The sequence below is a fragment of the Pseudomonas sp. IT-P253 genome (assembly GCF_949768125.1).
Classification (GTDB): domain Bacteria; phylum Pseudomonadota; class Gammaproteobacteria; order Pseudomonadales; family Pseudomonadaceae; genus Aquipseudomonas.
On the sequence record NZ_CATKPT010000083.1, the window covers coordinates 171146 to 195992 of the forward strand.

The window sequence follows — 24847 nt, forward strand, 5'->3', positions numbered from 1 at the left end:
CGATTCCGCCCCCCTGTGGGAGCGAGCTTGCTCGCGATGGGGCCAGTCCGGACAGCAGAAGTCTTACTGAATGATCAGATTGTTGAACAACAGATCCTCAACCACTGGCTTGCCGGTTTCGTCGCTCATCACTTGCTGGGTCTGTTTCAGGGCTTCCTGACGCAGCTTTTCCTTGCCCTCGACGCTGTTCATCGCCTCGGTCGTCTGCTGGGCGAATAACGCGACCAGTTGATTGCGAATCAATGGCTCATTGGCCTTCACCAGTTTGGTCGCTTCTTCACCGGTTACCCGCAACGCCACATCCGCCTTGAAGACCTTCAACTTCGGCGTGCCATCCAACCCATAGTTACCCACGAACGGCGGGGTCAGCGTCAGGTAGCTGACTTTCGGGGCGTCACCTTCTTTGGCTGCTTCTTCGGCCATCGCTGCCATGGGCAGAGACAGGGCCAGCATCAACATGATCCACGCTTTCACAATTCGCTCCTTATCCGGTTTGCGGCCTAGCATAACGGCCCGCCGCGCAAGCACAAGCTTATGGCTGCCTATCAGGGCGGGGCATGCTCGTTGACCCGTCGATTCACACACCTACACTTATCGGCCATCACTCCCAAAGGAATAGCCCTGATGAAAGCCGTGCTGTGCAAAGCCTTCGGCCCTGCCGAATCGCTGGTGCTGGAAGACGTCGCCAGCCCTGTCGCGAAGAAGAATGAAATCCTGCTGGATGTGCACGCCGCCGGCGTCAACTTCCCGGACACGTTGATCATCGAGGGCAAATACCAGTTCAAGCCGCCCTTCCCGTTTTCGCCAGGTGGCGAAGCGGCTGGCGTGGTCAGCGCGGTGGGCGAAAAGGTGAGTCATCTGAACGTCGGTGACCGGGTCATGGCCCTGACCGGCTGGGGCAGCTTCGCCGAACAGGTCGCCGTGCCGGGCTACAACGTATTGCCCATTCCGTCCTCCATGGACTTCAACACCGCCGCGGCGTTCAGCATGACCTACGGCACCTCGATGCATGCGCTCAAGCAACGGGGCCACTTGCAACCGGGTGAAACCCTGCTGGTCCTCGGCGCTTCTGGCGGTGTTGGCCTGGCCGCCGTGGAAATCGGCAAAGCCATGGGCGCCCGCGTGATCGCCGCCGCCAGCAGCGCTGAAAAACTCGCCGTGGCCAAGGCTGCCGGTGCCGATGAGCTGATCAACTACAGCGAGACCAGCCTCAAGGACGAAATCAAGCGCCTGACCGATGGCCTGGGTGCCGACGTGATCTACGACCCGGTCGGCGGCGACCTGTTCGACCAGGCCATCCGCGCCATCGCCTGGAATGGCCGCCTGCTGGTGGTTGGTTTCGCCAGCGGACGCATTCCGGAACTGCCGGTGAACCTCGCACTGCTCAAAGGTGCGGCCGTCGTCGGCGTGTTCTGGGGCTCGTTTGCCCAGCGTCAGCCACAGGACAACGCGGCGAACTTCCAGCAGTTGTTTGGCTGGTTTGCCGAGGGCAAGTTGAAGCCGTTGGTGTCACAGGTGTATCCGCTGAGCAACGCGGCGCAAGCGATTAATGATCTTGGGCAGCGCAAGGCGGTCGGGAAGGTGGTGGTTCAGGTTCGCTGAGCCCAATGAAGCGGTCTGGACACTGTTCAGATTGCTTTTTCCAAAGCACGGTACTGATTCTTCGGGCGGACAGGGTGCACCAAAAGGGTGCCTGGTGATTTTTCCGACACACTCAGCCCCGGGAAGCGCTCGCCTGATCGGACTTTGATTGACAACGTTTGAGCCGCGCTTCCAGATTCCGGTCTGGCATGGCGTGGCTACGCAGGGCGTGGGCGGTCTGCTCGACATAATCGCGAGTGGTGCCGTAGCGTCCACAGGCGTTCTCGAACACGTGGCTCAGCACGTGATCCGGCAAGTTGCCGGCATAGCTGGGCAGGTGACGCTCCAATACAAACCCCAATGCCTGAACCTGGTTTCCGTCTTCGAGGCGGCAGTTCAGCCAGTGTGGGCGATAGGAGGGGAATGGCATTTCGCGCTGCCACAAGGCATAGAGCGAAGCGTCGAGTTGTTCTTCGGGCAAGCGATAAGCGAAACCGCTGCATGAGCCGCCGCGATCCAGGCCAAATACCAGCCCCGGTACTTCCGGCGTGCCGCGATGTTCATGGGACCACAAGTACAAACCGCGATGGTAGCCATGCACACGACCGCGCACCCGCTCCACCGCCGCGCATTCAGGCCGCCAGATCAGCGAGCCATAAGCGAACAGCCAGACCGGGCCACCCTTATGGCGCGCCATGGTCGACTGCATGGAGCTGAGCAATTGTTCGTGCGTAAGCTGCGGCCCCAGGTCGAGCTGCGGAGGGTAAGCCAGATTCAAAAAAGCAGATTCAATGGCGCTCATGGCGAATAGCGTTCAGCTCCCCGCGGGTGAAGAATTACTTAATAGAACGCACAGCTGTAACAATAAGGCACATATGTTTTAAGGCAATTTAAATGCCATGGCACAGTTCTTAAATATTTGTCTGCATGACATATAACCTACCGGCATTTATATTATTTTATAAATACCGATCGGCTATATAGAGAGTTATAACGATTAAGGCGATCAAGATCGCGAATCAAAATCGCGGATCAAGATCGAGGCGCATATGCAAATACGTCGGCGCGCATCTGATGAGCGTCCATCCCGGCCTCAACCAAGGCATCCAGCGTGCCATAGACCATTGCCGGAGAACCGCTGGCATACACATGCAGCGCTTTCAGATCAGGGAAGTCCTCGCACACCGCCTCATGCAACATGCCACAGCGCCCCTGCCAGCCACATTGATCGCTCACCACTTTATGCAGGAACAGATTGGGCAGTTTCAGCCATTCATCCCAATGCTCTATTGCATAAAAGTCTTCAGGACGGCGCACCCCCCAATACAAATGCACGGGATGCTTGAACCCCGTGGCGCGGCAATGCTCGATCAGGCTATGAATCTGGCCCATGCCAGTGCCCGCCGCAATCAGCACTAACGGACCGTCGGGCAGTTCCGCCAGATGGGTATCGCCGAATGGCATCTCGATCCGCACCAGCGTATTGCGCTGCAGCTGCTCGATCAGGCTCAGAGCACTGCTTTCGCGCGCCAACACATGTATTTCCAGATCACGCCCGCCATGCGGCGCGGAGGCCAGGGAGAATGCGGATTTCTCGCCATTCTCACGCTCGATCATCAAATACTGCCCGGCGTGATAGCGCGGTGGCTTGCCAGCCGGTGCTCGCAGGCGCACGCGCCAGGTATCGCCGCCGACGTCCCTGCATTCAATGACCTGACACGAGAAGCTGCGCACCGGCAATTCTCCCAGCGCGAGCACGCCATCCCACAGCACGATGCAGTCTTCCAGCGGCTCTGCTATGCAAGTGTAGAACTCGCCATGGTCGCGCACACCGCCTGCCTGTTCGACTCGCCCCTCCACCAGGAGCGCGGCGCATATATGGCAATTGCCGTTGCGACAGCTTTGTGGGCATTCATAGCCCAGACGCCGCGCGCCATCGAGAATCCGCTCGCCGGGCAGAATCTCTAGCACTGCTCCGGAGGGCTGCAAAGTTACACGCATCAATCTATTCCTAACTGATTCCAGATGGCATCGATCCGCTGGGTAACGGCCTCGTCCTTGACGATGACCCGGCCCCACTCGCGGGTGGTTTCGCCCGGCCATTTATGCGTGGCATCGAGCCCCATTTTCGACCCCAGGCCGGAAACCGGCGAGGCGAAATCCAGGTAGTCGATCGGCGTGTTGTCGATCATCACCGTGTCGCGCTTGGGGTCCATGCGCGTGGTGATGGCCCAGATCACATCGTTCCAGTCGCGTGCATTGATATCGTCGTCGGTGACGATAACGAACTTGGTGTACATGAACTGTCGCAAAAACGACCAGACACCGAGCATTACCCGCTTGGCATGGCCGGGATACGACTTCTTCATGGTCACGATGGCCATGCGGTACGAACACCCTTCGGGCGGCAGGTAGAAGTCAGTGATCTCCGGGAACTGCTTCTGCAGGATCGGCACGAACACTTCGTTCAGCGCCACGCCGAGAATCGCCGGCTCATCCGGCGGACGGCCGGTGTAGGTGCTGTGGTAGATCGGTTTGATCCGATGGGTGATGCGCTCGACGGTGAAAACTGGGAAGCTGTCGACTTCGTTGTAGTAACCGGTGTGGTCGCCGTACGGTCCTTCGTCGGCCATCTCGCCAGGATGAATCACACCCTCGAGGATGATCTCGGCGGTGGCCGGCACTTGCAGGTCATTACCTCGGCACTTCACCAGTTCAGTGCGGTTACCGCGCAGCAGGCCGGCGAAAGCGTATTCAGAGAGGCTGTCCGGCACCGGCGTCACGGCGCCGAGAATTGTCGCCGGGTCAGCGCCCAACGCCACGGATACCGGGAACGGCTGGCCGGGGTGTTTCTCACACCACTCGCGGTAATCCAGTGCGCCGCCACGGTGACTCAGCCAGCGCATGATGACCTTGTTGCGGCCGATCACTTGCTGACGGTAGATGCCGAGGTTCTGGCGATCCTTGTTCGGCCCCTTGGTGACGGTCAGCCCCCAGGTGATCAGCGGGCCGACGTCGCCGGGCCAGCAGGTCTGCACCGGCAGCATGGCGAGATCGACGTCATCGCCTTCGATGACCACTTCCTGGCAGACCGCGTCTTTGACGACTTTCGGCGCCATGGCGATGATCTTGCGGAAAATCGGCAGTTTCGACCAGGCGTCTTTCAAGCCCTTCGGTGGCTCAGGCTCTTTAAGGAAAGCCAGCAGCTTGCCGATCTCGCGCAGCTCACTGACCGCCTCAGCCCCCATGCCCATAGCCACCCGTTCGGGGGTGCCGAACAGGTTGCCGAGTACCGGGATGTCGTACCCGGTGGGGTTTTCGAATAGCAGCGCCGGGCCTTTTGCCCGTAGCGTACGATCGCAGACTTCGGTCATCTCCAGCACTGGAGAGACGGGGATCTGGATGCGTTTCAACTCTCCGCGCTGCTCAAGCTGCTGCACGAAATCCCGAAGATCCTTGAATTTCATTGATGATGGCACCCGTAAAATAGGCGTACATCCTACCTGCTCTGCCGTCCGCTGGCAGCTTATCGCTGCTTACTTGGCTGCATTCACAAACAACGCGGGCAGAATTGATCAACGCCAGTCGCAAATCTCCCCTTTATTTGCAAAAAAAAATGGCGCCCCGAAGGACGCCATTTTTAGCGGTTAAAAACCGTCTTACTTACGCTTCATCGACAAGAAGAACTCGTCGTTGGTCTTGGTCGTTTTCAGCTTGTCGACCAGGAACTCGATGGCGGCGATTTCGTCCATCGGGTGCAGCAGTTTGCGCAGGATCCACATACGCTGCAACTCGTCGTCAGCCGTCAGCAACTCTTCGCGGCGGGTGCCGGAACGGTTGATGTTGATGGCCGGGAAGACGCGTTTTTCGGCGATGCGGCGATCCAGAGGCAGTTCCATGTTGCCCGTGCCTTTGAATTCTTCGTAGATCACTTCGTCCATCTTCGAGCCGGTTTCAACCAGCGCGGTGGCGATGATGGTCAGCGAACCGCCTTCTTCGATGTTTCGCGCAGCACCAAAGAAACGCTTCGGTTTCTCCAGGGCGTGGGCATCGACACCACCGGTGAGTACTTTGCCGGAGCTCGGGATCACAGTGTTGTAGGCACGGGCCAGACGGGTGATGGAGTCGAGCAGGATCACCACGTCTTTCTTGTGTTCGACCAGGCGCTTGGCCTTCTCGATCACCATTTCGGCAACCTGCACGTGGCGGGTTGGCGGCTCGTCGAACGTCGAGGCAACCACTTCGCCGCGTACGGTGCGCTGCATTTCGGTTACTTCTTCCGGACGTTCGTCGATCAGCAATACGATCAGATGAACTTCAGGATTGTTACGAGCGATGTTCGCCGCGATGTTTTGCAGCATGATCGTTTTACCGGCTTTCGGCGGTGCAACGATCAGACCGCGCTGGCCTTTGCCGATCGGGGCGCACAGGTCGATGACACGACCGGTCAAGTCTTCGGTGGAACCGTTACCGGCTTCCATCTTCATGCGCACGGTCGGGAACAGCGGGGTCAGGTTCTCGAAGAGAATCTTGTTTTTCGCGTTCTCGGGACGATCGTAGTTGATCGTGTCGACCTTGAGCAGAGCGAAATAACGCTCGCCTTCCTTTGGAGGGCGAATCTTGCCAACGATGGTGTCACCGGTGCGCAAGTTGAAGCGGCGGATCTGGCTCGGCGAGACGTAGATATCGTCCGGGCCGGCGAGATAGGACGCGTCAGCGGAACGGAGGAAGCCGAAGCCGTCCTGGAGAATCTCCAGCACGCCATCACCGGAGATTTCCTCGCCGCTTTTCGCGTGCTTTTTGAGCAGGGAGAAAATCACGTCCTGCTTGCGCGAACGGGCCATATTTTCTATGCCCATCTGTTCGGCCAATTCGAGCAGTTCGGTAATCGGCTTTTGCTTGAGTTCAGTCAGATTCATATAGGAATGACGTAATCATTTATGGAGGGGGGAAATTAAGCTTTTGGCTTAATGAGGCCGCGCCGCAGAGAAGGCGACAGGATCGCGTACTTATTCGAAAAGGAGTGCGTCGGCGACGGCTAGCAGGGGGCAGTGGAGAAACCAGTGCGGGGCCGAATGTAACACCTGAGTTTCGGAGCGTCTAGCCCTCAATAACGAAAAAGCCCCGCAATGTGCGGGGCCTTTTTCGGACACTTAAATCGACACTTAGATGTTAGCGTCGAGGAAAGCAGCCAGTTGCGACTTCGAGAGAGCGCCGACCTTGGTTGCTTCAACGTTGCCGTTCTTGAACAGCATCAGGGTCGGGATGCCACGCACGCCATGCTTGGCGGGGGTTTCCTGGTTCTCATCGATGTTCAGTTTGGCAACAGTCAGCTTGCCTTTGTAAGTCTCTGCAATTTCGTCCAGAACTGGAGCGATCATTTTGCAAGGGCCGCACCATTCAGCCCAGTAGTCGACCAGTACAGCGCCTTCGGCCTTGAGTACGTCGGCCTCGAAGCTAGCGTCGCTAACGTGTTTGATAAGATCGCTGCTCATGGAAGTCTCCAGGTTGTAAGCAAAAAAACGTGGCCCATCATAGCTGCCCTTCCCTCGTTCAGGAAGGTGCAGTTGATTGAGTCTCGCTATGGTGGTGCATGAGTTTGGGTATAGCTCAAGTCAAGCGTTGGCGGGAGCAACGAAGGTAATTGCGGCCCGCAATGCAGCATTTGGCGCTTTCGAGGCCGCCATCGCCGGCAAGCCGGTCTCGCTCCCACATGGGTTCAGTGTCGTCTGCCAAACTGGAGACAACATAGAACCCTGTGGGAGCGAGCCTGCTCGCGATTCACCACGAAGCGGTCACCTGCGCGTTGGCGCCAGCGTTTGATCGTGGCACGATGTCGAGGTTATCGACCGAGACCCCTGACCATGCCGCAATTCCAAGCCAAGAATCTGTCCCTGATCGCCGCAATCGACCTGGGCTCCAACAGCTTTCACATGGTCGTGGCCAAGGCCCAGAACAGCGAAATCCGCATTCTCGAACGTCTCGGGGAAAAGGTTCAGCTGGCCGCCGGCATTGATGAAGAGCGCCAGCTCAACGAAGAATCCATGCAGCGCGGGCTCGACTGCCTGAAACGTTTTGCCCAACTGATCAGCGGTATGCCACCCGGCGCCGTGCGGATCGTCGGCACCAACGCCCTGCGTGAAGCCCGTAACCGTGCCGAGTTCATCCACCGCGCCGAAGAAATCCTCGGCCACCCGGTGGAAGTCATCTCCGGCCGTGAAGAAGCGCGTCTGATCTACCTCGGCGTTTCCCACACCCTCGCGGACACCCCCGGCAAGCGCCTAGTGACGGATATCGGCGGTGGCAGTACCGAGTTCATCATCGGCCAGCGCTTTGAACCCTTGCTGCGCGAAAGCCTGCAAATGGGCTGCGTCAGCTTTACTCAGCGTTATTTCAAGGACGGCAAGATCACCCCGGCCCGCTACGCCCAGGCGTACACGGCGGCGCGGCTGGAGATCATGAGCATCGAACACGCCTTGCATCGCCTGACCTGGGATGAAGCCATCGGCTCCTCGGGCACCATTCGCGCCATCGGACTGGCGCTGAAGGCCGGCGGTCACGGCACTGGCGAAGTGAATGCCGAAGGCCTGGCCTGGCTTAAACGCAAACTGTTCAAGCTCGGCGACATCGAGAAGATCGATTTTGAAGGCATCAAGCCTGACCGCAGGGCGATTTTCCCGGCCGGCCTGGCGATTCTCGAAGCCATCTTCGACGCCCTCGAACTGCAACGTATGGATCACTGTGAAGGCGCACTGCGCGAAGGCGTGCTCTATGACCTCCTGGGCCGCCATCATCACGAAGACGTCCGTGAGCGCACGCTCAGCTCGCTGATGGAGCGTTATCACGTCGACCTGGAACAAGCGGTACGGGTCGAGCGCAAAGCCCTGCATGCTTTCGACCAGGTGGCCGAAGACTGGGACCTGGATGACGGTGTCTGGCGCGAACTGCTCGGCTGGGCGGCCAAGGTTCATGAAGTGGGCCTGGACATCGCTCACTATCACTACCACAAGCACGGCGCTTACCTGATCGAGCACTCGGACCTCGCCGGTTTTTCCCGCGAGGATCAGCAAATGCTCGCGTTACTGGTACGTGGCCACCGGCGCAATATTCCCCGGGACAAATTTGCCGAATTCGACGACGACGGCATCAAGCTGATCCGGCTGTGCGTGCTGCTGCGCTTTGCGATTCTGTTCCATCACATTCGCGGCACCCAGGAAATGCCTCAGGTGGCGCTCAAAGCCAATGGCGATAGCCTGGAGGTGTTGTTCCCGGAACACTGGCTGGACGACAACCAGCTGACCCAGGCCGATTTCGCCCTCGAAGCGGAATGGCTGACCCGCGTCGGTATCGTGCTGAACGTGCGCTGAACACGGTCCTGTAGGAGCGAGCTCGCTCGCGATGGACGTTAACGATGACGCGTGCGGCCTGGATAATTGCGCCGCCTGCAAATTTTTCGCGAGCAAGCTCGCTCCTACAGGGGGCGGTAAAAACCAAAATGGCGATCCACAGGGATCGCCATTTTTTTCATCACTCAAGGATTAACGCACCGCCAGAATCGGACTGCCCAAACGTTCCAGCAACGTTGCCTGGGCGCTGCGCGGGTTCTGGTTGCCGGTCGGCGAGTTGCGGATGTAACGACCGTCCGCCTGCAGGCTCCAGCTGTGGGTGTTATCGGTGAGATAAAGCTCCAGCTCTTTCTTGACCCGCATGATCAGCTTCTTGCCTTCCACCGGGAAGCAAGTCTCGACGCGCTTGTCGAGGTTGCGCTCCATCCAGTCGGCGCTGGAGAGGTACATCTGCTCTTCACCGCCATTGAGGAAGTAGAAGACCCGGGTATGCTCCAGGAAGCGCCCGATGATCGAACGCACGTGGATGTTGTGCGAAACCCCGGCGATGCCCGGACGCAGGCAGCACATGCCTCGCACCACCAGATCGATACGCACCCCGGACTGACTGGCCTTGTACAACGCGCGGATGATCTTCGGATCGGTCAACGAGTTGAACTTGCCAATGATGTGCGCCGGTTTGCCGTCGAGGGCGAACTGAGTCTCTCGGGCAATCATGTCGAGCATGCCCTTCTTCAGCGTGAACGGCGCGTGCAGCAGCTTCTTCATGCGCAGGGTTTTACCCATGCCGATCAGTTGACTGAACAATTTGCCGACGTCTTCGCACAAGGCATCGTCGGAGGTCAGCAAGCTGTAGTCGGTGTACAGGCGGGCGTTGGCCGCGTGGTAGTTGCCGGTCCCCAAGTGGGCGTAACGGACAATCTCGCCGGCCTCGCGCCGCAGGATCAGCATCATCTTGGCGTGGGTCTTGAAGCCCACCACACCGTAGATCACCACCGCACCAGCGGCTTGCAGACGGCTGGCCAGTTGCAGGTTGGACTCTTCGTCGAACCGCGCGCGCAACTCGATCACCGCAGTGACTTCCTTACCGTTTCGCGCGGCATCGACCAGCGCATCGACGATTTCCGAGTTGGCGCCGGAGCGGTACAGGGTCTGACGAACCGCCAACACATGCGGGTCCTTGGCAGCCTGGCGCAACAGGTCGACCACCGGGGTGAACGACTCGAACGGGTGCAGCAGCAGGATGTCCTGCTTGCTGATCACGCTAAAAATGTTCTCACTGTTCTGCAGTAGTTTCGGGATCTGCGGCGTGAACGGCAGGTATTGCAGGTCTCGCTGGCTATCCAGGCCGGTAATGCTGAACAGGCGGGTCAGGTTGACCGGGCCATTGACCTGATACAGCTCGGTTTCGTGCAGGTTGAACTGCTTGAGCAAGTAGTCGGACAAGTGTTTCGGGCAGGTATCGGCGACTTCCAGACGCACCGCATCACCGTAGCGACGGGAAAACAACTCGCCGCGCAGGGCGCGGGCCAGGTCTTCTACGTCTTCGGTATCGACGGAAAGGTCGGCGTTACGGGTCAGGCGGAACTGGTAGCAGCCCTTGACCTTCATGCCCTGGAACAGGTCATCGGCATGCGCGTGGATCATCGACGACAGGAACACATAGTTGTCGCCAGGACCGCCGACTTCTTCAGGCACCTTGATCACTCGCGGCAGCAGGCGCGGCGCCGGGATGATCGCCAGACCGGAATCGCGACCGAAGGCGTCGATCCCTTCCAGCTCGACGATGAAGTTCAGGCTTTTGTTCACCAGCAACGGGAACGGGTGCGTCGGATCAAGGCCGATTGGTGTGATGATCGGCGCGATCTCGTCACGGAAATAACGGCGGACCCAGGTTTTGAGCTTGGTTGTCCAATAACGGCGACGGATGAAGCGGACCTGATGTTTTTCCAGCTCCGGCAACAGTATGTCGTTGAGAATCGCGTACTGGCGGTCAACGTGACCGTGCACCAGCTCGCTGATCCGAGCCAGGGCCTGGTGCGGTTGCAGACCATCGGCACCAGCCTGTTCACGGGCGAAGGTGATCTGCTTCTTCAGGCCGGCCACACGAATTTCGAAGAACTCGTCCAGGTTGCTCGAGAAGATCAGCAAAAACTTCAGCCGCTCCAGCAACGGGTAGGACTCATCCAGCGCCTGTTCCAGCACGCGGATGTTGAACTGCAGTTGCGAAAGCTCGCGATGGATGTACAGGCTGCTGTCATCCAGGCCGGGAATGGCAATCGCTGGCACCGCTGCTGCGGTATCGGCCACCACCGCGGCCGGAGCTGGCTCCAGCTCCGGCGGGGTTTCGGCGATTTGCTCGACCACGGGTAGAGCCTCTTTTACGGCAACTTCAGTGAGTCCTTCGGTATTCATGGAATGTTCCTGGGAGGGCTATTTTTGCTCTCGTAACAATTGAGCGGCACGGACGGCAAAGTAAGTCAGGATGCCATCGGCGCCTGCACGTTTAAAAGCGGTCAGGGATTCGAGGATAACCCCTTCGCTCAACCAGCCATTCTCGATCGCCGCCATGTGCATCGCGTATTCGCCGCTAACTTGGTAAACAAACGTCGGCACTTTGAATTCTTCTTTGACCCGGTAAAGAATATCCAGATATGGCATGCCTGGCTTGACCATGACCATATCCGCGCCTTCTGACAAGTCTGCCGCCACTTCGTGCAGGGCTTCATTGCTGTTGGCAGGGTCCATTTGATAGGAGGCCTTGTTGGCCTTGCCCAGGTTCAGCGCCGAACCGACCGCATCGCGAAACGGGCCGTAATAGGCGCTGGCGTATTTGGCCGAGTAGGCCATGATCCGCACGTTGACGTGATCCGCCAGCTCCAGGGCTTCGCGAATGGCCTGGATGCGACCGTCCATCATGTCCGACGGGGCTACCACCTGAGCGCCGGCTTCGGCATGGGACAGGGCTTGTTTGACCAGTGCATCGACAGTGATGTCGTTCTGTACGTAGCCTGCTTCGTCGAGAATACCGTCCTGACCGTGGGTGGTGAACGGGTCCAGGGCGACGTCGGTGATCACGCCCAGCTCAGGGAATTGCGCACGCAGGGCGCGAGTGGCGCGCTGGGCAATACCATTTGGGTTCCAGGCTTCGGCGGCGTCCAGAGACTTGAGCTCGGGAGGTGTCACCGGGAACAGTGCCAGCGCTGGAATCCCCAGCTCGACCCACTTGGCGGCTTCTTCAAGCAACAGGTCGATGGTCAGGCGCTCGACGCCCGGCATCGAAGCCACCGCTTCGCGACGGTTTTCACCGTCCAGCACAAACACCGGCAGGATCAGGTCATCGGCGGTCAGGACATTTTCACGGACCAGTCGACGCGAAAAATCATCACGACGGTTGCGACGCAGGCGGGTTGCAGGAAACAAACGATTGGCGGGGGTAAAGCTCACGGCAGACTCCTGAGCCCGCGCTGGCAGGCGAGCGTGACAGTTATAAGCGGCCATTATGACGAACGTGTGACACTTATGTGCACCCTGTGACAGGTAGTCGCATTCCATTGTCGTTGTAGGAAATGTTCACGTCGAGACACATTTCGACACTTTCATGAATGTGCATGAAGCGTTAGGCTGCGCGTTCATTTCGCCAGCACCCAGACAATGCTCCAACAATTTCTGCATGACTTCGGCTACTTTGCCCTCTTTCTCGGCACGTTCTTCGAAGGCGAAACCATCCTGGTGCTCGCAGGCTTCCTCGCGTTCCGTGGATACATGGACCTCAACGTGGTGGTCGTCGTGGCATTTTTCGGCAGTTATGCCGGCGACCAACTGTGGTACTTCCTGGGCCGCAAGCACGGCCGCAAGTTGCTGGCGCGCAAACCGCGCTGGCAAATGATGGGTGATCGGGCGCTGGAACATATCCGCAAGCACCCGGACATCTGGGTGCTGAGCTTCCGTTTTGTCTATGGCTTGCGCACAGTGATGCCCGTGGCGATTGGCCTGTCGGGCTATCCGCCGGGACGTTACCTGTTGCTGAACGGAATCGGCGCGGCCATTTGGGCAACCGCGTTGGCCGCTGCCGCCTATCATTTCGGTGCTGTACTTGAAGGCTTGCTGGGTAGCGTCAAGAAATACGAGCTGTGGGTGCTCGGCGCCCTGCTGGTGCTGGGCTTCGTTCTGTGGCTGCGCCGGCGATTCAAGAACGCCCGCCTGGCGAAAAAAATCTACGCCGACGAGCAGGCCCTGAAAGCCGAAAAAACCGCCGCGACTAAGACACCCAGCGAGTGAAGCGGTTTCTACAGCAGTAGAGACCGATTCCGCTCAACAGGCTGTAACTGAGCAAGCCGACCCAGCCCACGGCGCTGGCCGGCCAAAGCCCGACCATCGGTGCCAGCCACACCAGCGGAACATTCGTTGCCAGCCGCAGCAGCTCCAGTTTCAACGCCCACGGGCGATTCTCCAGGGCCGCGCCCAACGTAAACAACCCCAGCGCCACTGCACTCCAGCCGAGCACTAACGCGGCGGTCGGCAGATGCGGCTCCAGGTTCATCAAGTAGCTGCCCAGGGCGATGTAGACGCCGAACTGCAACGCGACATACCGCTGCTGACGTCCGTCCAGCGGCACCTCGAATTTGCGGAACTGGCTCAGGTCAGGCTTGCTGATCGGGTACTTGGCCGCGACGTCCGCCGGCCGCCAACCGGTGCGCATGAACCAGATCCGCAGTTTGTCCCAGACACTTTCGGCGCGCCGCGCGTCTTCCCATAGCTGTGCGTAGAACTGCACGTTCGCCCACAACGGATTCCAGCTTGCCAGCGGCGTGGTCACGCCGAAAATCACCGGTTCGCTGTCGTCTTCCTCCTGGAACGAGCCAAATAGACGGTCCCAAACAATGAACACCCCGCCGTAGTTACGATCCATGTAGAGAGCGTTCTGCGCATGGTGGGCCCGATGATTGGACGGCGTGACGAAGAACCACTCGAACCAGCCGAGCTTGGGAATGTGTCGGGTATGCACCCAGAACTGGTACAGCAGGTTCAGCGCGGCGACGCTGACAAACACCAGCAACGGCACCCCGAGCACCGCCATGGGCAAGTAGAAAATCCAGCTCAGCAGGAAGCCGGTGCTGGTCTGGCGCAGGGCCGTAGAAAGGTTGTAATCCTCACTCTGGTGATGAACCGAGTGAGCGGCCCAGAGAATATTGCGCTCGTGGCCCATGCGATGCAGCCAGTAATAGCAGAAGTCGTAAAGTACAAAGGCGAATACCCAGACCCAGACGCTGTCGGCCGAAAGTTCGAACTGCGCCAGATGTTTGAGGGCAAACGCGTACGTGACCAGGCCGACACCCTTGGTCAGCAGACCGGTGGTGGTCGACAGCACCCCGGTGCTGATGCTGTTGATCGCATCTGCCACCCGATAGTTGCTCACCCCGCGCCAACGGTCGACCAGCAGCTCGACCGCAATCAGCACAAAGAAAAACGGCACCGCATACAGAATGAAGTCCATGACGCGTCCTGGTCGCAATCTTGAGGACAGATCCTAGGTGTAGTCGTGATTTAACCCTATGGCAACGAGTGACAAATTAGTGGACATTTAACGCCATGAATCTGGAGAAAACCCCATGAGCAAAAAAATTGCAGTGATCCTTTCCGGTTGTGGCGTATACGACGGTGCCGAGATCCACGAAAGCGTGATCACCTTGCTGCGACTGGACCAGCGGGGTGCTCAGGTGCAGTGCTTCGCCCCCAATGTTGCACAGTTGCATGTGATCAATCACCTGACCGGCGAAGAAATGCCCGAGTCGCGCAACGTGCTGGTGGAATCGGCACGAATCGCCCGAGGCCACGTTCAGGATATCCGCGACGCGAACGTTGAAGACTTCGATGCGTTGATTGTTCCTGGCGGTTTCGGGGCGGCCAAGAACCTCTCCAACTTCGCCATCGAAGGCGCCGGATGCACGGTGCAACCCGACGTGCTGGCGTTGGCTGAAGCCTTTGCCGAAGCTGGCAAACCGGTGGGGTTGATCTGCATCTCGCCGGCCTTGGCCGCGAAAATCTACGGGCCTGGCGTGACCTGCACCATTGGCAACGACGCCGATACCGCCGCAGCCATGAACAAGATGGGCGCCACCCATACCGACTGCGCCGTGAGCGAAATAGTCGAAGACAAGGCGCGAAAACTGGTCAGTACGCCGGCCTATATGCTGGCGCAGAGCATCAGTGAGGCGGCATCCGGCATCAACAAACTGGTCGACCGCGTCCTCGAACTGACCCACGAAAACGACGCCTGATTCCGTTCAAATGTGGGAGCGAGCCTGCTCGCGAAAGCGCACTGACCGTCGACATCAATGTTGAATGTACGGGCCCCTTCGCGAGCAGGCTCGCTCCCACAGGATCACCTTCGTGCTTAAGACTTGCGGGAAAGCCGGGTGAGGATCCGGTCCAGCGCATTGGCAAACGCCTGTTTCTCGCGTTCGCCGAAGGGCGCTGGCCCGCCACTCATCTGACCCTGCTCACGCAAATCGGTGAACAGGTTTCGCACCGCCAGCCGGTCGCCCATGTTCTGCGCATCGAACTCCTTGCCCCGCGGGTCCAGCGCCGCAACGCCTTTCTTGACCAGCCGATCGGCCAGCGGCACATCGCTGCAGATCACCAACTCACCGGGTACGGCGTGCTCCACCAGGTAATCATCGGCCGCATCCGGACCACTCGGCACCACGATCAGCTTCACCAACGCCAACCCCGGCTTGATCTGTGACTGCCCCGCCACCAACACCACCTCGAACTGACGCTTGAGCGCGAATTTCACCACCAGGTCCTTGGCTGCCCGAGGGCAAGCGTCGGCATCGATCCAGACACGCATTGTTTTTTCCTCTTTTAAAAGCATCGCGGGCAAGCCTCGCTCCTACGGGTTAACGCTGACCCCGTAGGAGCGGGGCTTGCCCGCGAATGTGAGCGAAGCGAATGCTCGTCAGGAAACCTGCACCCGCCGCTTCTCGGCCATCCGGCTGCGGCTATACAGCACGATGATCGCAATGATCGCCACGGCCTGCGCACTCAGCGAATACGCATCAGCGTGGATCCCCAGCCAGTCGAAGTCAAAGAACGGCACCGGGCGGGTGCCGAAAATGCCGGCCTCCTGCAACGCTTTCACGCCATGCCCGGCGAAGACCACCGACAACGCGCACAACAGCCCGGCATTGATGCTGAAGAACAGCGACAGCGGCAGTTTCGCCGAGCCACGTAAAATCACCCATGCCAGACCGACCAGCAGCACCAATGCCGTGGCGCCACCGGCCAGTACCGCGTTATGTCCTGCCGGACCTGCCTGCAACCACAGGGTCTCGTAGAACAAAATCACTTCAAACAATTCGCGATAGACCGAGAAGAACGCCAGCGTCGCAAAGCCGAAACGTCCGCCACCGCCCACCAGGCTGCTCTTGATGTAATCCTGCCAGGCCGCCGCGTGGCGACGGTCGTGCATCCACACGCCGAGCCAAAGCACCATGACCGCGGCAAACAACGCTGTCGCGCCTTCCAGCAACTCCCGCTGCGAACCGCTGACATCAATCACATAGGCCGCCAGCGCCCAGGTCCCCAGGCCGGCCAACAGCGCCAGGCCCCAACCAGCGTTGACGCTGCGCACGGCCGACTGCTGACCGGTGTTACGCAAGAAGGCGAGGATCGCCGCCAGCACCAGAATCGCTTCCAGGCCTTCGCGCAACAGAATCAGCAGGCCGGAGACGTAGCTCAACGACCAGCTCAAGCCATCACTGCCCAGCAGCCCGGCAGATTCCTTCAACTTGGCTTTGGCCGTGTCCAGGCGTTGCTGGGCCTGGTCCAGCGGCAAACCATCCTGCAACGACTGACGGTAAGCCATCAGGGACTTTTCGGTGTTCTTGCGCACGTTGGCGTCGACGTTGTCGAGGGAACTTTCGACCAATTCGAAGCCTTCCAGATACGCCGCTACCGACAAGTCGTAAGCCTGATCGTGGTCACCGGCACGGTAAGCCGCAATGCTTTTGTCCAGCGTCGCTGCGGTGTAATCGAGCAACTGCGCAGGGCCACGTTTGACCTGCGGCGGCTGAGCGCGTTGCGCACGATAGGTCGCAGCGGCTTGCGGGCCTTCGGCGCCTTGCACTTCGGCCGGCGTCTGGCGGGCCAGATCGGCAATGTTGTAGGTCGCGTTGGCTGTTGCCGTCGCCGGCCCGGCGCTGAAGCTGGCGATGTAGGTCGCCAGGTCCCAACGCTGACGGTCATCCAGCTGATCAGCGAAGGCCGGCATGTCAGTGCCTTCGACACCCTGGCCCAAGGTGCTGTAGATCGCGTAGAGGCTCAGCTGGTCCATGCGCGCGGTATCACGCAGATTGGCCGGAGGCGGTGTCAGACCGACACCGGCCGGGCCATCGCCAGCCCCCGCGTCGCCGTGGCAGACCGAGCAATGTTGAGCGTACAGCGGCGCGCCGCGGGTGGGATCCGGCGTAATGATCGGCGCCTGACTGACTTCGTAGGCCACGGCCAGCTTCGCACCGAGTTGCCGTGCCTGGCGGGCGACGTCCGCGCCGTCCTGACGTGCAGCGATCACATTGCGTAACGTGCTGACGCCCTGCTCCAACCCGACTTTTTCCGGTTTGGCTGGCATCGCGGCGATCAAGCCTTGCAGCGCCTTGATAAATTCCAGCTGTTCTTGGTATTCGGACTCATTAATAACCTTGCCCGCTTGCACCGATTGCGGGTAATCCGCGCTGATGTAATCGAGTATATGCAGGGCTTGAGGCGCACCTTCCACGGTGTTGGCCAGCAGGTTGAAGCTGCACAAGGCAAACAGAGGGAACACCAGCCAGGCCAGGAAACGGGACGGGGCAGTCATGAATGAATCTCAATTGATAATACGAAGTAACACATTGTTCACTCTCAATGACTTTCACTCAAGCGTTGTTGTAACAACGAACAAGGTGAATGGCGTAAATTCACCGGCGACATCAAGGGCGAGAGGCTGCGTTCCGGGATGTTCAAGTGGGTGCCGCCACAAATGAAAAAGGCGACCTGAAGAGGTCGCCTTTTTTTGTGCCTGACGGTATTACATCGTCGCTTTGCGCAGCGTCGCCATGAACGCCGCCGCACCAATGAACAATCCGGCAAAGGTACGATTCATGCGTTTTTGCTGTTTGGGAGTGCGCAGCAGACGCAACACCTTGGACGCCAGCCCGGTGTAACCGGCCATGACGATCAGGTCCACGCAAACCATGGTCACACCGATGATCAGGTACTGAGCCAACAGTGGCGCATGCGGGTCAATGAACTGCGGCAACACCGCCAGCATGAACACCAACGCCTTGGGGTTGCTGATGTTCACCAGAAAACCCCGGAACACCAGCACCAGCGGTTTACCGATTTGCCGTATCGCCGCGTTATCGCTCATGTCGCTGGGCAGCGCGCGCCATTGCTTGACCGCGAGATAAATCAGATACGCCACGCCGAACCATTTGATCGCATGGAACGCCGTGGCCGACGCGGTGAGGATGGCGCCGACCCCGGCGCCGACAATCGCGATCTGCAACGCCAGGCCCAATTGCAGGCCCAGGGCGTTCCAGTAACCGCGCCAGAAACCGTATTGCAGACCACTGGACATCGACGCAATGGCCCCGGCACCGGGAGACAAACTGATCACCCAGCAGGCGGCAAAAAACGCCAGCCATGTATGAAGCTCCATCGCTCACCTCGAATCAAACTCGTAACAGACGTCTAAGCTAATGCGGCTTTGAGCCGATGACCATCAATTTTTTGCAGGATATTGCGCTGCCAACCAGCGTTTACAGCTTCAAGCCCCCATCGTCTGACGGGCCGCTATCGCGAGCAAGCTCGCTCCCACAGGCATCCGGGCTGATCACAAATCCGCAATCCAACCCAAAACCTGTGGGAGCGAGCTTGCTCGCGATAGCGGTGTGTCAGGCTAAAGAAAGCCTATTTCTCGAACCTACTAGAAGGGAAAACGTCGCTATCCACACCGCAGGCAATGGCAGCTTGAACGCTTCCTTCAGGACAGCGCCTCTAGCTCCGCCTGCATGCTTTCGAGCAATTCGAGGGCTTCCATCCAGGCTTCTTCCAGTTCGGCTTCACGCACCTTCAGCCTGGCCTGTTCGGCCAGCAGATCACGCAAGTCGTTCTTGCGTGCCGGCTCGTAGATATCGCTGTCACCGAGGCTGGCATCGATCTTCGCCAGTTTCTCATGCAGCTTGCCCAACTCGGCTTCCAGCTTGTCAGCCTCACGCTTGTGCGGTGCCAGTTGCTGACGCAACGCAGCAGCGGCCTGGCGCTGGGCTTTCTTGTCGGTCTTGTCCGGGTTGACCGGCGAGTTGCTGACCGGCGCATTACGCTGGCGATAATCCACCAGCCAGCGGGTGTAGTCTTCCAGGTCGCCGTCGAACTCCTCGACCTTGCCGTCCGCCACCAGATAGAAATTGTCAGTGGTGCTTTTGAGCAAATGACGATCGTGGGAGACCACCAATACCGCGCCGCTGAATTCCTGCAGGGCCATGGTCAGTGCCAGGCGCATCTCCAAGTCCAGATGGTTGGTCGGTTCGTCGAGCAGCAACAGGTTCGGCCGGCCCCAGGCGATCAACGCCAGCGCCAGACGGGCCTTTTCGCCACCGGAAAAATTCAGCACCGGCTCGTCGATGCGTGCGCCGCGGAAGTCGAAACCGCCAAGGAAGTCACGCAGGGTCTGCTCGCGCTCGGTTGGCGCCAGGCGCTGCATATGCAGCAACGGGCTCGCCTTGGAGTCGAGAGAGTCCAGCTGATGCTGGGCGAAATAGCCGACGACGGTGTTCTCGCCACGGGTCAGTCGGCCGGACAACGGCTCGAGCTCACCCGCGAGGTTTTTGATCAGGGTCGACTTACCCGCACCGTTAGGGCCGAGCAACCCGATCCGTGCGCCTGGGGTCAGTTGCAGCTTGACCTTCTCCAGCACGGCTCGCTCGCCGTAACCGAGTCGAGCGTCAGAGATATCAATCAACGGACTGGAGATCTTCGCTGACTCGCGAAAGACGAAATCGAACGGCGAATCGACGTGGGCGGCGGACAGCTCTTCCATCCGCTCCAGCGCTTTGATCCGGCTCTGGGCCTGGCGGGCCTTGGTAGCCTGAGCCTTGAACCGGGCGATGTAGCTTTCCATGTGCGCACGTTGCGCCTGCTGCTTCTCGTAAGCCTGTTGTTGCTGGGCCAGACGTTCGGCGCGGGCACGTTCGAAGGCGCTATAGCCACCGCGATACAGGGCGATCTTGCGCTGATCGACGTGAGCCACATGATCGACCACGGCATCGAGGAAATCCCGGTCGTGGGAAATCAGCATCAAGGTGCCGGGATAGCTTTTGAGCCACTCTTCGAGCCAGATGATGGCGTCGAGGTCCAAGTGGTTGGTCGGTTCGTCGAGCAGCAACAAGTCTGATGGGCACATCAAGGCCTGCGCCAGGTTCAGACGCATCCTCCAGCCACCGGAGAAATCTCCGACCTGGCGATCCATCTGATCGTTGGTAAACCCAAGGCCGGCCAACAATTTGCGAGCCCGGGCGTCGGCCGTGTAACCGTCAGCGCTGTCGAGTTCCGAGTGCAGGCGGGCCTGCGCGGCACCGTCATGCGCCGCTTCGGCTGCGGCGAGGTCGCGTTGCACCTGGCGCAGGCGCAGGTCGCCATCGAGCACATAGTCGACCGCCACGCGATCGAGGGTGTCGATCTCCTGACGCATATGGGCGATGCGCCAGTCCGCCGGCAAGAAGCAATCACCCGAGTCCGGGTGCAGGTCACCCAGAAGCAAGGCGAACAGGCTCGATTTGCCGGCGCCGTTGGCACCGATGAGGCCGGCTTTGTGGCCGGCGTGCAGGGTCAGCTCGGCGTCTTCTAGCAGACGTTGCGGGCCACGCTGTAAAGTCAGGTTCTGAAGTCGAATCATAATGGCGGCGGAGTCTACCAGCTTCGATCGCAACTAGCGCGAGTAGCACTATGTCCTCTGACCTGTGGAGCTTTTCCCTTGGCACTTACGCCAGTCCCGGCGTTGAATACGCGTGCCTGCAATTGCAGTCGGCGGGCGCAAATGTGTGCCTGTTGCTCTGTGGACTGTGGCTGGAGCAGCGGGGAGTCGCCTGCAACGATCATCGATTGCAGCTGCTTCGCAACGTCGCCGAGCCTTGGGACACGGATGTCGTGCGACCACTACGAGCATTGCGCCTGCAATGGAAAGCCGGCGCGAGCGATGACGCCGAGCTGAATTCGTTGCGCGAACAAGTGAAGACACTGGAACTGGAAGCCGAGCGACATCTGTTGTTGCGGCTGGAGCGATCGGCGCAGCATTGGCCGCAGTGTGAGGTGACCGAGCATTCGGCCTGGCTGGAAGGTGTGACGGCGGGTGCCGCCCACCTGGACCGCGACGCGCTGCATCAGCTGCGCGTCGCGGCAACCGGCACTTAGGAAGCGCTGGTTGGGGTGGTTGCTGCGATCGATGCCGCGGCCGGCGTTGGCGCTGGCGTGGCTGTCGAGGTGGCTGCTGCTAAAGCAGACGTTGCTACCGGAGCCGGGTTGGCTGGCTTGGCAACTGGTGCGGCGGCCGGCTTGGCGGCAACAGGTTTTTTCACCGCTGGTTTGGCCGCGACTGGCTTGGCAGCAGGTTTGGCTGCAGCAGGTTTTGCAGCGCTGGCGGTAGCCGGCTTGGCAGCAGCGGCAGGTTTAGCCGCAGCAGGTTTTGCTGCCGGTTTAGCGGCTGGTTTTGCAGCAGCTTTTACCGCTGGTTTTGCAGCTGGTTTTGCAGCTGGTTTTGCAGCAGCTTTAGCCGCGACAGGTTTGGCAGCCGGCTTGGCAGCAGGTTTTGCCGCAGCGGTTTTGGCAGCTGGTTTGGCTGCAGGTTTAGCGGCCGTTTTTGCAGCTGGTTTGGCAGCCGTCGTTTTCGCCACGGCTGGTTTAGCAGCAGCCGTTTTTGCAGCGGCTGGCTTGGCGGCAGGTTTTGCAGCTGCAGTTTTAGCGGCTGGTTTTGCCGCGCTGGCAGCGACTGGTTTTCTCGCTGCTGGTTTTGCGGCTGGCTTGGCAGCGGCTTTCACCGGAGCTTTGGCGGCAGGCTTGGCGGGTGCTTTTGCAGCAACCGGTTTGGCAGCGGCTTTCTTGGCAGGAGCCGCAGCAGGCTTGGCCGCGCGCAGGGACAACGCCTTGCCGACGGCCTCTTGTACACGGCCGACGCCCTGGGCCAGTTTCAGGCTTTCTTGAGCATCGCGCTTGAGTTGCAGGATGTAGCTGCGAGTTTCGGATTGACGATCCTTGAGGGCATCAAGCAGGTCCTCAAGCTCCTTGACCGCGTCCTTGGCTTTGGCTTGCGCCTTGGCCTTGCCGGCCGTCGCAGCGTCCTGCAGTTTGGTACGGGATTTGTGCAATTTTTCCTGCGCTTTTCCGCGCTGCTTTTCCAGTTTGGCGAGCAGTTTTTCAGCATCAGCCATGGCTTGGGAACAAGCGTTTTCCAGATGCTCGAGCAAGCTGCCCGAGAGTTGTTGGAGTAAGTGCAACGGGGTATTTACAGGCTTCTTGGTGGCCGACATGATTTACCTCCTGGCTGACGTGGGTGCGGCTCATACTAGACCTCTGCTGCTACCGCCGCTAGGGCATGTTGACAGTATCCAAAGCGCTGCGTTGCAACGAATGAAAAATCTTCTGCGCCTGCGCAAAACCAGTTCACCGTTAAGCACATTCACACTGGCATAATCCTGCGCATCTCAGGTCGGAGAGTGCCCATGTCGCGCTACCTTTTTTTATCGCTGTGCGTGTTTTTTTCCGTGGCTCAGGCCGCCGAAAAAACCAAGGAAAATGACGCTCACGATCTTGCTTACAGCCTGGGTGCCAGCCTCGGCGAACGCTTGCGCCAGGAGGTTCCGGATCTGCAACTACAGGCCCTGCTCGACGGTTTGCAGCAAGCCTATCAAGGCAAACCTTTGGCACTGAAGGACGAGCAGATCGAACAGATTCTGGCCGAGCACGAAGCGCAGGTCGCCGAGCAGCCAGCCGTTGCGCAAAGCGAAGTCGCTCTCGAAAAAGAACGGCGTTTTCTCGCCGAAGAAAAAGCCAAACCCGGTGTTCGTGAATTGGCCGATGGAATATTGCTGACAGAGCTGGTTCCGGGCACGGGCGCCAAAGCCGGCCCGAGCGGCAAAGTCCAGGTGCTGTACATCGGTCGCCTTCCCGACGGCACTGTGTTCGACCAGAACACTCAGCCGCAATGGTTCAGTCTCGATAGCGTGATCACTGGATGGCGCACTGCGCTGCAAAATATGCCGGTGGGCGCGAAATGGCGCCTGGTGATTCCATCGGCCGAAGCCTATGGCGCCGATGGTGCCGGCGACTTGATCGCGCCATTCACGCCGCTGGTGTTCGACGTCGAATTGCGCGGCGCCACGAGCTGAACAGCACCAACGAAAAACGGCGCGCAGAGCGCACCGTTTAGCTTTTTGCTGGAAGGCCGGGTCTTGCGGGAAGGGGGTTCAGGCCTGAACCGGGTCCTCTTCCTTGTGAGCGGTGTGCAGCACTTCGATCAGGCAGTCTTCCAGTTCGAAGCGTTCATGCAACAAGCCACCCAGCTCCTTGAATTTCTCCGCTACGCATTGACCTGCATCACACAGGTCATTGAAGGCGAGCAGCTTCTCGGTGATGACGTCGATGCGTGGGTAGATCGTCTCGGCCAGTTCCAATCCACGAGTGTCACCAAACGCTTTGGCTTCGCCGGTCAACTGTTCATAGATCTCGAAATGTCCGGCAGACACGTAATCGACCAGCACTCCGCAGAATTCCTGCAACGGTTTTCGGTCTTCGCCCAGAGCCTCAGGCTTCGCGCCAAGAGCATCATAGGCCCGAACCAGTTCGTGACGCTCCTGCAACCAGCGATCGATCAGCAGATGCACTCCACCCCAACGTTCCTGAGCATTCTGACAACTTTCGAGCATGGTGATCTCTCTTCCCTTGTGGGTCATGCTGCTCTACACCTGTCGCAACTTGAAAATCAAGAATCGGCCAGGCAGAGCGTCATTCGAGCAACATAATTCCAATGACACGTGCGGGCCAGATTATGCCCGCACGACAATGCCTTCAAGGTACGCACGCGATAAAGTTCATACAAGTGTTTAATCGCCCGCTAGTGCCCGGTGCGACGACTCGCCGCTGAGTGGTCGCTGAGTAGCGATCCAGACGGCACGAAGTATCTGGAGCCCCCCCTGGATCATCATCGCAACGAAAAACAGCAGACTCCACTCCGGAATGCTCAGGTCGAACAGTGTCCACGAAATTTCGGCACAGTCGGGATCACACTGCAACAACACCTGGCGCCACGCCGTGACTGTACCGGCCAGACTGCAAAACAGACCGAGCAACCAATACACAAACGTCCCGAAGGCGCCGGGACCGTGTAACGACGCTGTCAGGTAGGCACCGGTGAGCAGCGCCAGGCACATCCGCTGCAACAGGCACATGTCGCAAGGCTTTAGGCCTACCGCATATTCCAGGTAATAGGAAACGCCCAACGCCAGGGCACCTGCAATGAAAGTCATGAAGAACAAGGAACGTGAGCAGGCCAAAGGCATGGCTTTTCCGTAACAGTTGAGACAGGGGGTTACGGTAGAGGAAAGCGCGCCAGCGTTACAAGGCGGGCTTGCAGGGACACTTCAACAGAAGTGTAGGGAAATCCCGACAGGGACGAGAGGATCGGATGTAGCCCCGCGTAGGACTATGCCTGCGGGTAAAAATTCGACGAATATTCGAGCCTGGACAGCCCTTCCAAACACGCACCCTGTAGCAGCTGGCGCAGCCTGCGTTCGGCTGCGCAGCAGTCGTGTATTCAGACACCGCGCTGTTTCAGACCGATCGAGGCGCCAGGATCAAGCGACGGCTTCGCAGTCGAACGCAGGCTG

Annotated in this window: 22 protein-coding genes and 1 pseudogene; 7 read left to right on the forward strand and 16 right to left on the reverse strand. The window is 59.3% G+C overall.

Annotated elements, in window-relative coordinates:
* Positions 1–63: 63 nt before the first annotated feature.
* Complete coding sequence (locus tag ACM6IR_RS26990) at positions 64–474, reverse strand: flagellar basal body-associated protein FliL (protein WP_414910509.1); 411 nt, start codon at positions 472–474, stop codon at positions 64–66.
* 150 nt (positions 475–624) lie between these two features.
* Between ACM6IR_RS26990 and ACM6IR_RS26995 the strand changes: the two genes are divergently transcribed.
* On the forward strand, positions 625–1602 hold the full coding sequence (locus tag ACM6IR_RS26995; RefSeq protein ID WP_414910510.1) for an NADPH:quinone oxidoreductase family protein: 978 nt from the start codon (positions 625–627) through the stop codon (positions 1600–1602).
* A gap of 112 nt (positions 1603–1714) precedes the next feature.
* Here ACM6IR_RS26995 and ACM6IR_RS27000 read toward each other — a convergent pair whose 3' ends face one another.
* The 5 genes from ACM6IR_RS27000 to trxA form a co-directional block, all read right to left on the reverse strand.
* On the reverse strand, positions 1715–2383 hold the full coding sequence (locus ACM6IR_RS27000; protein ID WP_414910511.1) for a gamma-glutamylcyclotransferase: 669 nt from the start codon (positions 2381–2383) through the stop codon (positions 1715–1717).
* Positions 2384–2613: 230 nt separating this feature from the next.
* Entirely contained in the window at positions 2614–3582 is a 969-nt protein-coding gene (locus ACM6IR_RS27005; RefSeq protein ID WP_414910512.1) for a CDP-6-deoxy-delta-3,4-glucoseen reductase, read from the reverse strand.
* On the reverse strand, positions 3582–5048 hold the full coding sequence (gene ubiD, locus ACM6IR_RS27010; RefSeq protein WP_150712980.1) for a 4-hydroxy-3-polyprenylbenzoate decarboxylase: 1467 nt from the start codon (positions 5046–5048) through the stop codon (positions 3582–3584). The genes ACM6IR_RS27005 and ubiD overlap by 1 nt, the downstream gene beginning before the upstream one ends.
* A 192-nt stretch (positions 5049–5240) precedes the next feature.
* Entirely contained in the window at positions 5241–6500 is a 1260-nt protein-coding gene (rho, locus tag ACM6IR_RS27015) for a transcription termination factor Rho (protein ID WP_007942421.1), read from the reverse strand.
* Between the two features lie 246 nt (positions 6501–6746).
* Positions 6747–7076, reverse strand: coding sequence for a thioredoxin TrxA (trxA, locus tag ACM6IR_RS27020; protein WP_003206727.1), 330 nt, complete (start codon positions 7074–7076; stop codon positions 6747–6749).
* A 369-nt stretch (positions 7077–7445) separates the two neighbouring features.
* Here trxA and ppx point away from each other — a divergent pair, with 369 nt between their 5' ends.
* Positions 7446–8948: an exopolyphosphatase gene (gene ppx / locus ACM6IR_RS27025; protein WP_414910513.1), complete on the forward strand. Its 1503-nt coding sequence runs from the start codon at positions 7446–7448 to the stop codon at positions 8946–8948.
* A gap of 171 nt (positions 8949–9119) precedes the next feature.
* Here the strand turns inward: ppx and ppk1 are convergent, their stop codons facing one another.
* Entirely contained in the window at positions 9120–11342 is a 2223-nt protein-coding gene (ppk1, locus tag ACM6IR_RS27030; RefSeq protein ID WP_414910514.1) for a polyphosphate kinase 1, read from the reverse strand.
* Positions 11343–11360: 18 nt separating this feature from the next.
* Positions 11361–12374, reverse strand: coding sequence for a porphobilinogen synthase (gene hemB, locus ACM6IR_RS27035; RefSeq protein ID WP_414910515.1), 1014 nt, complete (start codon positions 12372–12374; stop codon positions 11361–11363).
* A gap of 207 nt (positions 12375–12581) precedes the next feature.
* Between hemB and ACM6IR_RS27040 the strand changes: the two genes are divergently transcribed.
* Entirely contained in the window at positions 12582–13208 is a 627-nt protein-coding gene (locus ACM6IR_RS27040; protein ID WP_414910516.1) for a DedA family protein, read from the forward strand.
* Here the strand turns inward: ACM6IR_RS27040 and ACM6IR_RS27045 are convergent.
* Entirely contained in the window at positions 13189–14424 is a 1236-nt protein-coding gene (locus ACM6IR_RS27045) for a sterol desaturase family protein (RefSeq protein ID WP_414910517.1), read from the reverse strand. The genes ACM6IR_RS27040 and ACM6IR_RS27045 overlap by 20 nt on opposite strands.
* A 115-nt stretch (positions 14425–14539) precedes the next feature.
* On the opposite strand from ACM6IR_RS27045, the gene elbB reads away from it, so the two are divergent.
* Entirely contained in the window at positions 14540–15208 is a 669-nt protein-coding gene (gene elbB, locus ACM6IR_RS27050; protein ID WP_414910518.1) for an isoprenoid biosynthesis glyoxalase ElbB, read from the forward strand.
* Positions 15209–15324: 116 nt separating this feature from the next.
* Here elbB and ACM6IR_RS27055 read toward each other — a convergent pair whose 3' ends face one another.
* Together ACM6IR_RS27055 and ACM6IR_RS27060 are read right to left on the reverse strand one after the other, a co-directional pair.
* Positions 15325–15780: a YaiI/YqxD family protein gene (locus tag ACM6IR_RS27055; protein ID WP_414910519.1), complete on the reverse strand. Its 456-nt coding sequence runs from the start codon at positions 15778–15780 to the stop codon at positions 15325–15327.
* Positions 15781–15888: 108 nt separating this feature from the next.
* Positions 15889–17787 (reverse strand): FTR1 family protein, encoded by a 1899-nt coding sequence (locus ACM6IR_RS27060; protein WP_414910520.1) that lies wholly within the window; start codon positions 17785–17787, stop codon positions 15889–15891.
* A 78-nt stretch (positions 17788–17865) separates the two neighbouring features.
* On the opposite strand from ACM6IR_RS27060, the pseudogene ACM6IR_RS27065 reads away from it, so the two are divergent.
* Positions 17866–17940 (forward strand): annotated as a pseudogene (locus tag ACM6IR_RS27065) (penicillin-binding protein activator LpoB); the annotation flags it as partial.
* Between the two features lie 57 nt (positions 17941–17997).
* Here the strand turns inward: ACM6IR_RS27065 and rhtB are convergent.
* Both rhtB and ACM6IR_RS27075 read right to left on the reverse strand, forming a co-directional pair.
* On the reverse strand, positions 17998–18630 hold the full coding sequence (gene rhtB / locus ACM6IR_RS27070) for a homoserine/homoserine lactone efflux protein (RefSeq protein WP_414910521.1): 633 nt from the start codon (positions 18628–18630) through the stop codon (positions 17998–18000).
* Between the two features lie 324 nt (positions 18631–18954).
* Positions 18955–20865, reverse strand: a complete 1911-nt coding sequence (locus ACM6IR_RS27075) for an ATP-binding cassette domain-containing protein (protein WP_414910522.1) — start codon at positions 20863–20865, stop codon at positions 18955–18957.
* A 50-nt stretch (positions 20866–20915) separates the two neighbouring features.
* Here ACM6IR_RS27075 and ACM6IR_RS27080 point away from each other — a divergent pair, with 50 nt between their 5' ends.
* Positions 20916–21380: a TIGR02444 family protein gene (locus ACM6IR_RS27080; RefSeq protein WP_414910523.1), complete on the forward strand. Its 465-nt coding sequence runs from the start codon at positions 20916–20918 to the stop codon at positions 21378–21380.
* On the opposite strand, the gene ACM6IR_RS27085 is transcribed toward ACM6IR_RS27080, so the two are convergent.
* Complete coding sequence (locus tag ACM6IR_RS27085) at positions 21377–22492, reverse strand: AlgP family protein (protein WP_414910524.1); 1116 nt, start codon at positions 22490–22492, stop codon at positions 21377–21379. The genes ACM6IR_RS27080 and ACM6IR_RS27085 overlap by 4 nt on opposite strands.
* Positions 22493–22684: 192 nt before the next feature.
* Here ACM6IR_RS27085 and ACM6IR_RS27090 point away from each other — a divergent pair, with 192 nt between their 5' ends.
* A complete protein-coding gene (locus ACM6IR_RS27090) occupies positions 22685–23350 on the forward strand; it encodes an FKBP-type peptidyl-prolyl cis-trans isomerase (protein WP_414910525.1) in 666 nt (221 codons plus the stop codon).
* A gap of 78 nt (positions 23351–23428) precedes the next feature.
* Here the strand turns inward: ACM6IR_RS27090 and rsd are convergent, their stop codons facing one another.
* Entirely contained in the window at positions 23429–23887 is a 459-nt protein-coding gene (rsd, locus tag ACM6IR_RS27095) for a sigma D regulator (protein WP_414910535.1), read from the reverse strand.
* Positions 23888–24064: 177 nt separating this feature from the next.
* Entirely contained in the window at positions 24065–24520 is a 456-nt protein-coding gene (locus ACM6IR_RS27100) for a disulfide bond formation protein B (RefSeq protein WP_414910526.1), read from the reverse strand.
* Positions 24521–24847 lie beyond the last annotated feature (327 nt).

Coding starts and splice junctions, on each gene's coding strand:
- ACM6IR_RS27090 (WP_414910525.1), top strand. CDS start 22,685: ATGTCGCGCTACCTTTTTTTATCGCTGTGCGTGTTTTTTTCCGTGGCT.
- ppk1 (WP_414910514.1), bottom strand. CDS start 11,342: ATGAATACCGAAGGACTCACTGAAGTTGCCGTAAAAGAGGCTCTACCC.
- ubiD (WP_150712980.1), bottom strand. CDS start 5,048: ATGAAATTCAAGGATCTTCGGGATTTCGTGCAGCAGCTTGAGCAGCGC.
- rsd (WP_414910535.1), bottom strand. CDS start 23,887: ATGCTCGAAAGTTGTCAGAATGCTCAGGAACGTTGGGGTGGAGTGCAT.
- rhtB (WP_414910521.1), bottom strand. CDS start 18,630: ATGGAGCTTCATACATGGCTGGCGTTTTTTGCCGCCTGCTGGGTGATC.
- ACM6IR_RS27080 (WP_414910523.1), top strand. CDS start 20,916: ATGTCCTCTGACCTGTGGAGCTTTTCCCTTGGCACTTACGCCAGTCCC.
- ACM6IR_RS27075 (WP_414910522.1), bottom strand. CDS start 20,865: ATGATTCGACTTCAGAACCTGACTTTACAGCGTGGCCCGCAACGTCTG.
- ACM6IR_RS27040 (WP_414910516.1), top strand. CDS start 12,582: ATGCTCCAACAATTTCTGCATGACTTCGGCTACTTTGCCCTCTTTCTC.
- rho (WP_007942421.1), bottom strand. CDS start 6,500: ATGAATCTGACTGAACTCAAGCAAAAGCCGATTACCGAACTGCTCGAA.
- ACM6IR_RS27005 (WP_414910512.1), bottom strand. CDS start 3,582: ATGCGTGTAACTTTGCAGCCCTCCGGAGCAGTGCTAGAGATTCTGCCC.
- elbB (WP_414910518.1), top strand. CDS start 14,540: ATGAGCAAAAAAATTGCAGTGATCCTTTCCGGTTGTGGCGTATACGAC.
- trxA (WP_003206727.1), bottom strand. CDS start 7,076: ATGAGCAGCGATCTTATCAAACACGTTAGCGACGCTAGCTTCGAGGCC.
- ACM6IR_RS27100 (WP_414910526.1), bottom strand. CDS start 24,520: ATGCCTTTGGCCTGCTCACGTTCCTTGTTCTTCATGACTTTCATTGCA.
- ppx (WP_414910513.1), top strand. CDS start 7,446: ATGCCGCAATTCCAAGCCAAGAATCTGTCCCTGATCGCCGCAATCGAC.
- ACM6IR_RS26995 (WP_414910510.1), top strand. CDS start 625: ATGAAAGCCGTGCTGTGCAAAGCCTTCGGCCCTGCCGAATCGCTGGTG.
- ACM6IR_RS27085 (WP_414910524.1), bottom strand. CDS start 22,492: ATGTCGGCCACCAAGAAGCCTGTAAATACCCCGTTGCACTTACTCCAA.
- ACM6IR_RS27045 (WP_414910517.1), bottom strand. CDS start 14,424: ATGGACTTCATTCTGTATGCGGTGCCGTTTTTCTTTGTGCTGATTGCG.
- ACM6IR_RS27000 (WP_414910511.1), bottom strand. CDS start 2,383: ATGAGCGCCATTGAATCTGCTTTTTTGAATCTGGCTTACCCTCCGCAG.
- ACM6IR_RS27060 (WP_414910520.1), bottom strand. CDS start 17,787: ATGACTGCCCCGTCCCGTTTCCTGGCCTGGCTGGTGTTCCCTCTGTTT.
- ACM6IR_RS27055 (WP_414910519.1), bottom strand. CDS start 15,780: ATGCGTGTCTGGATCGATGCCGACGCTTGCCCTCGGGCAGCCAAGGAC.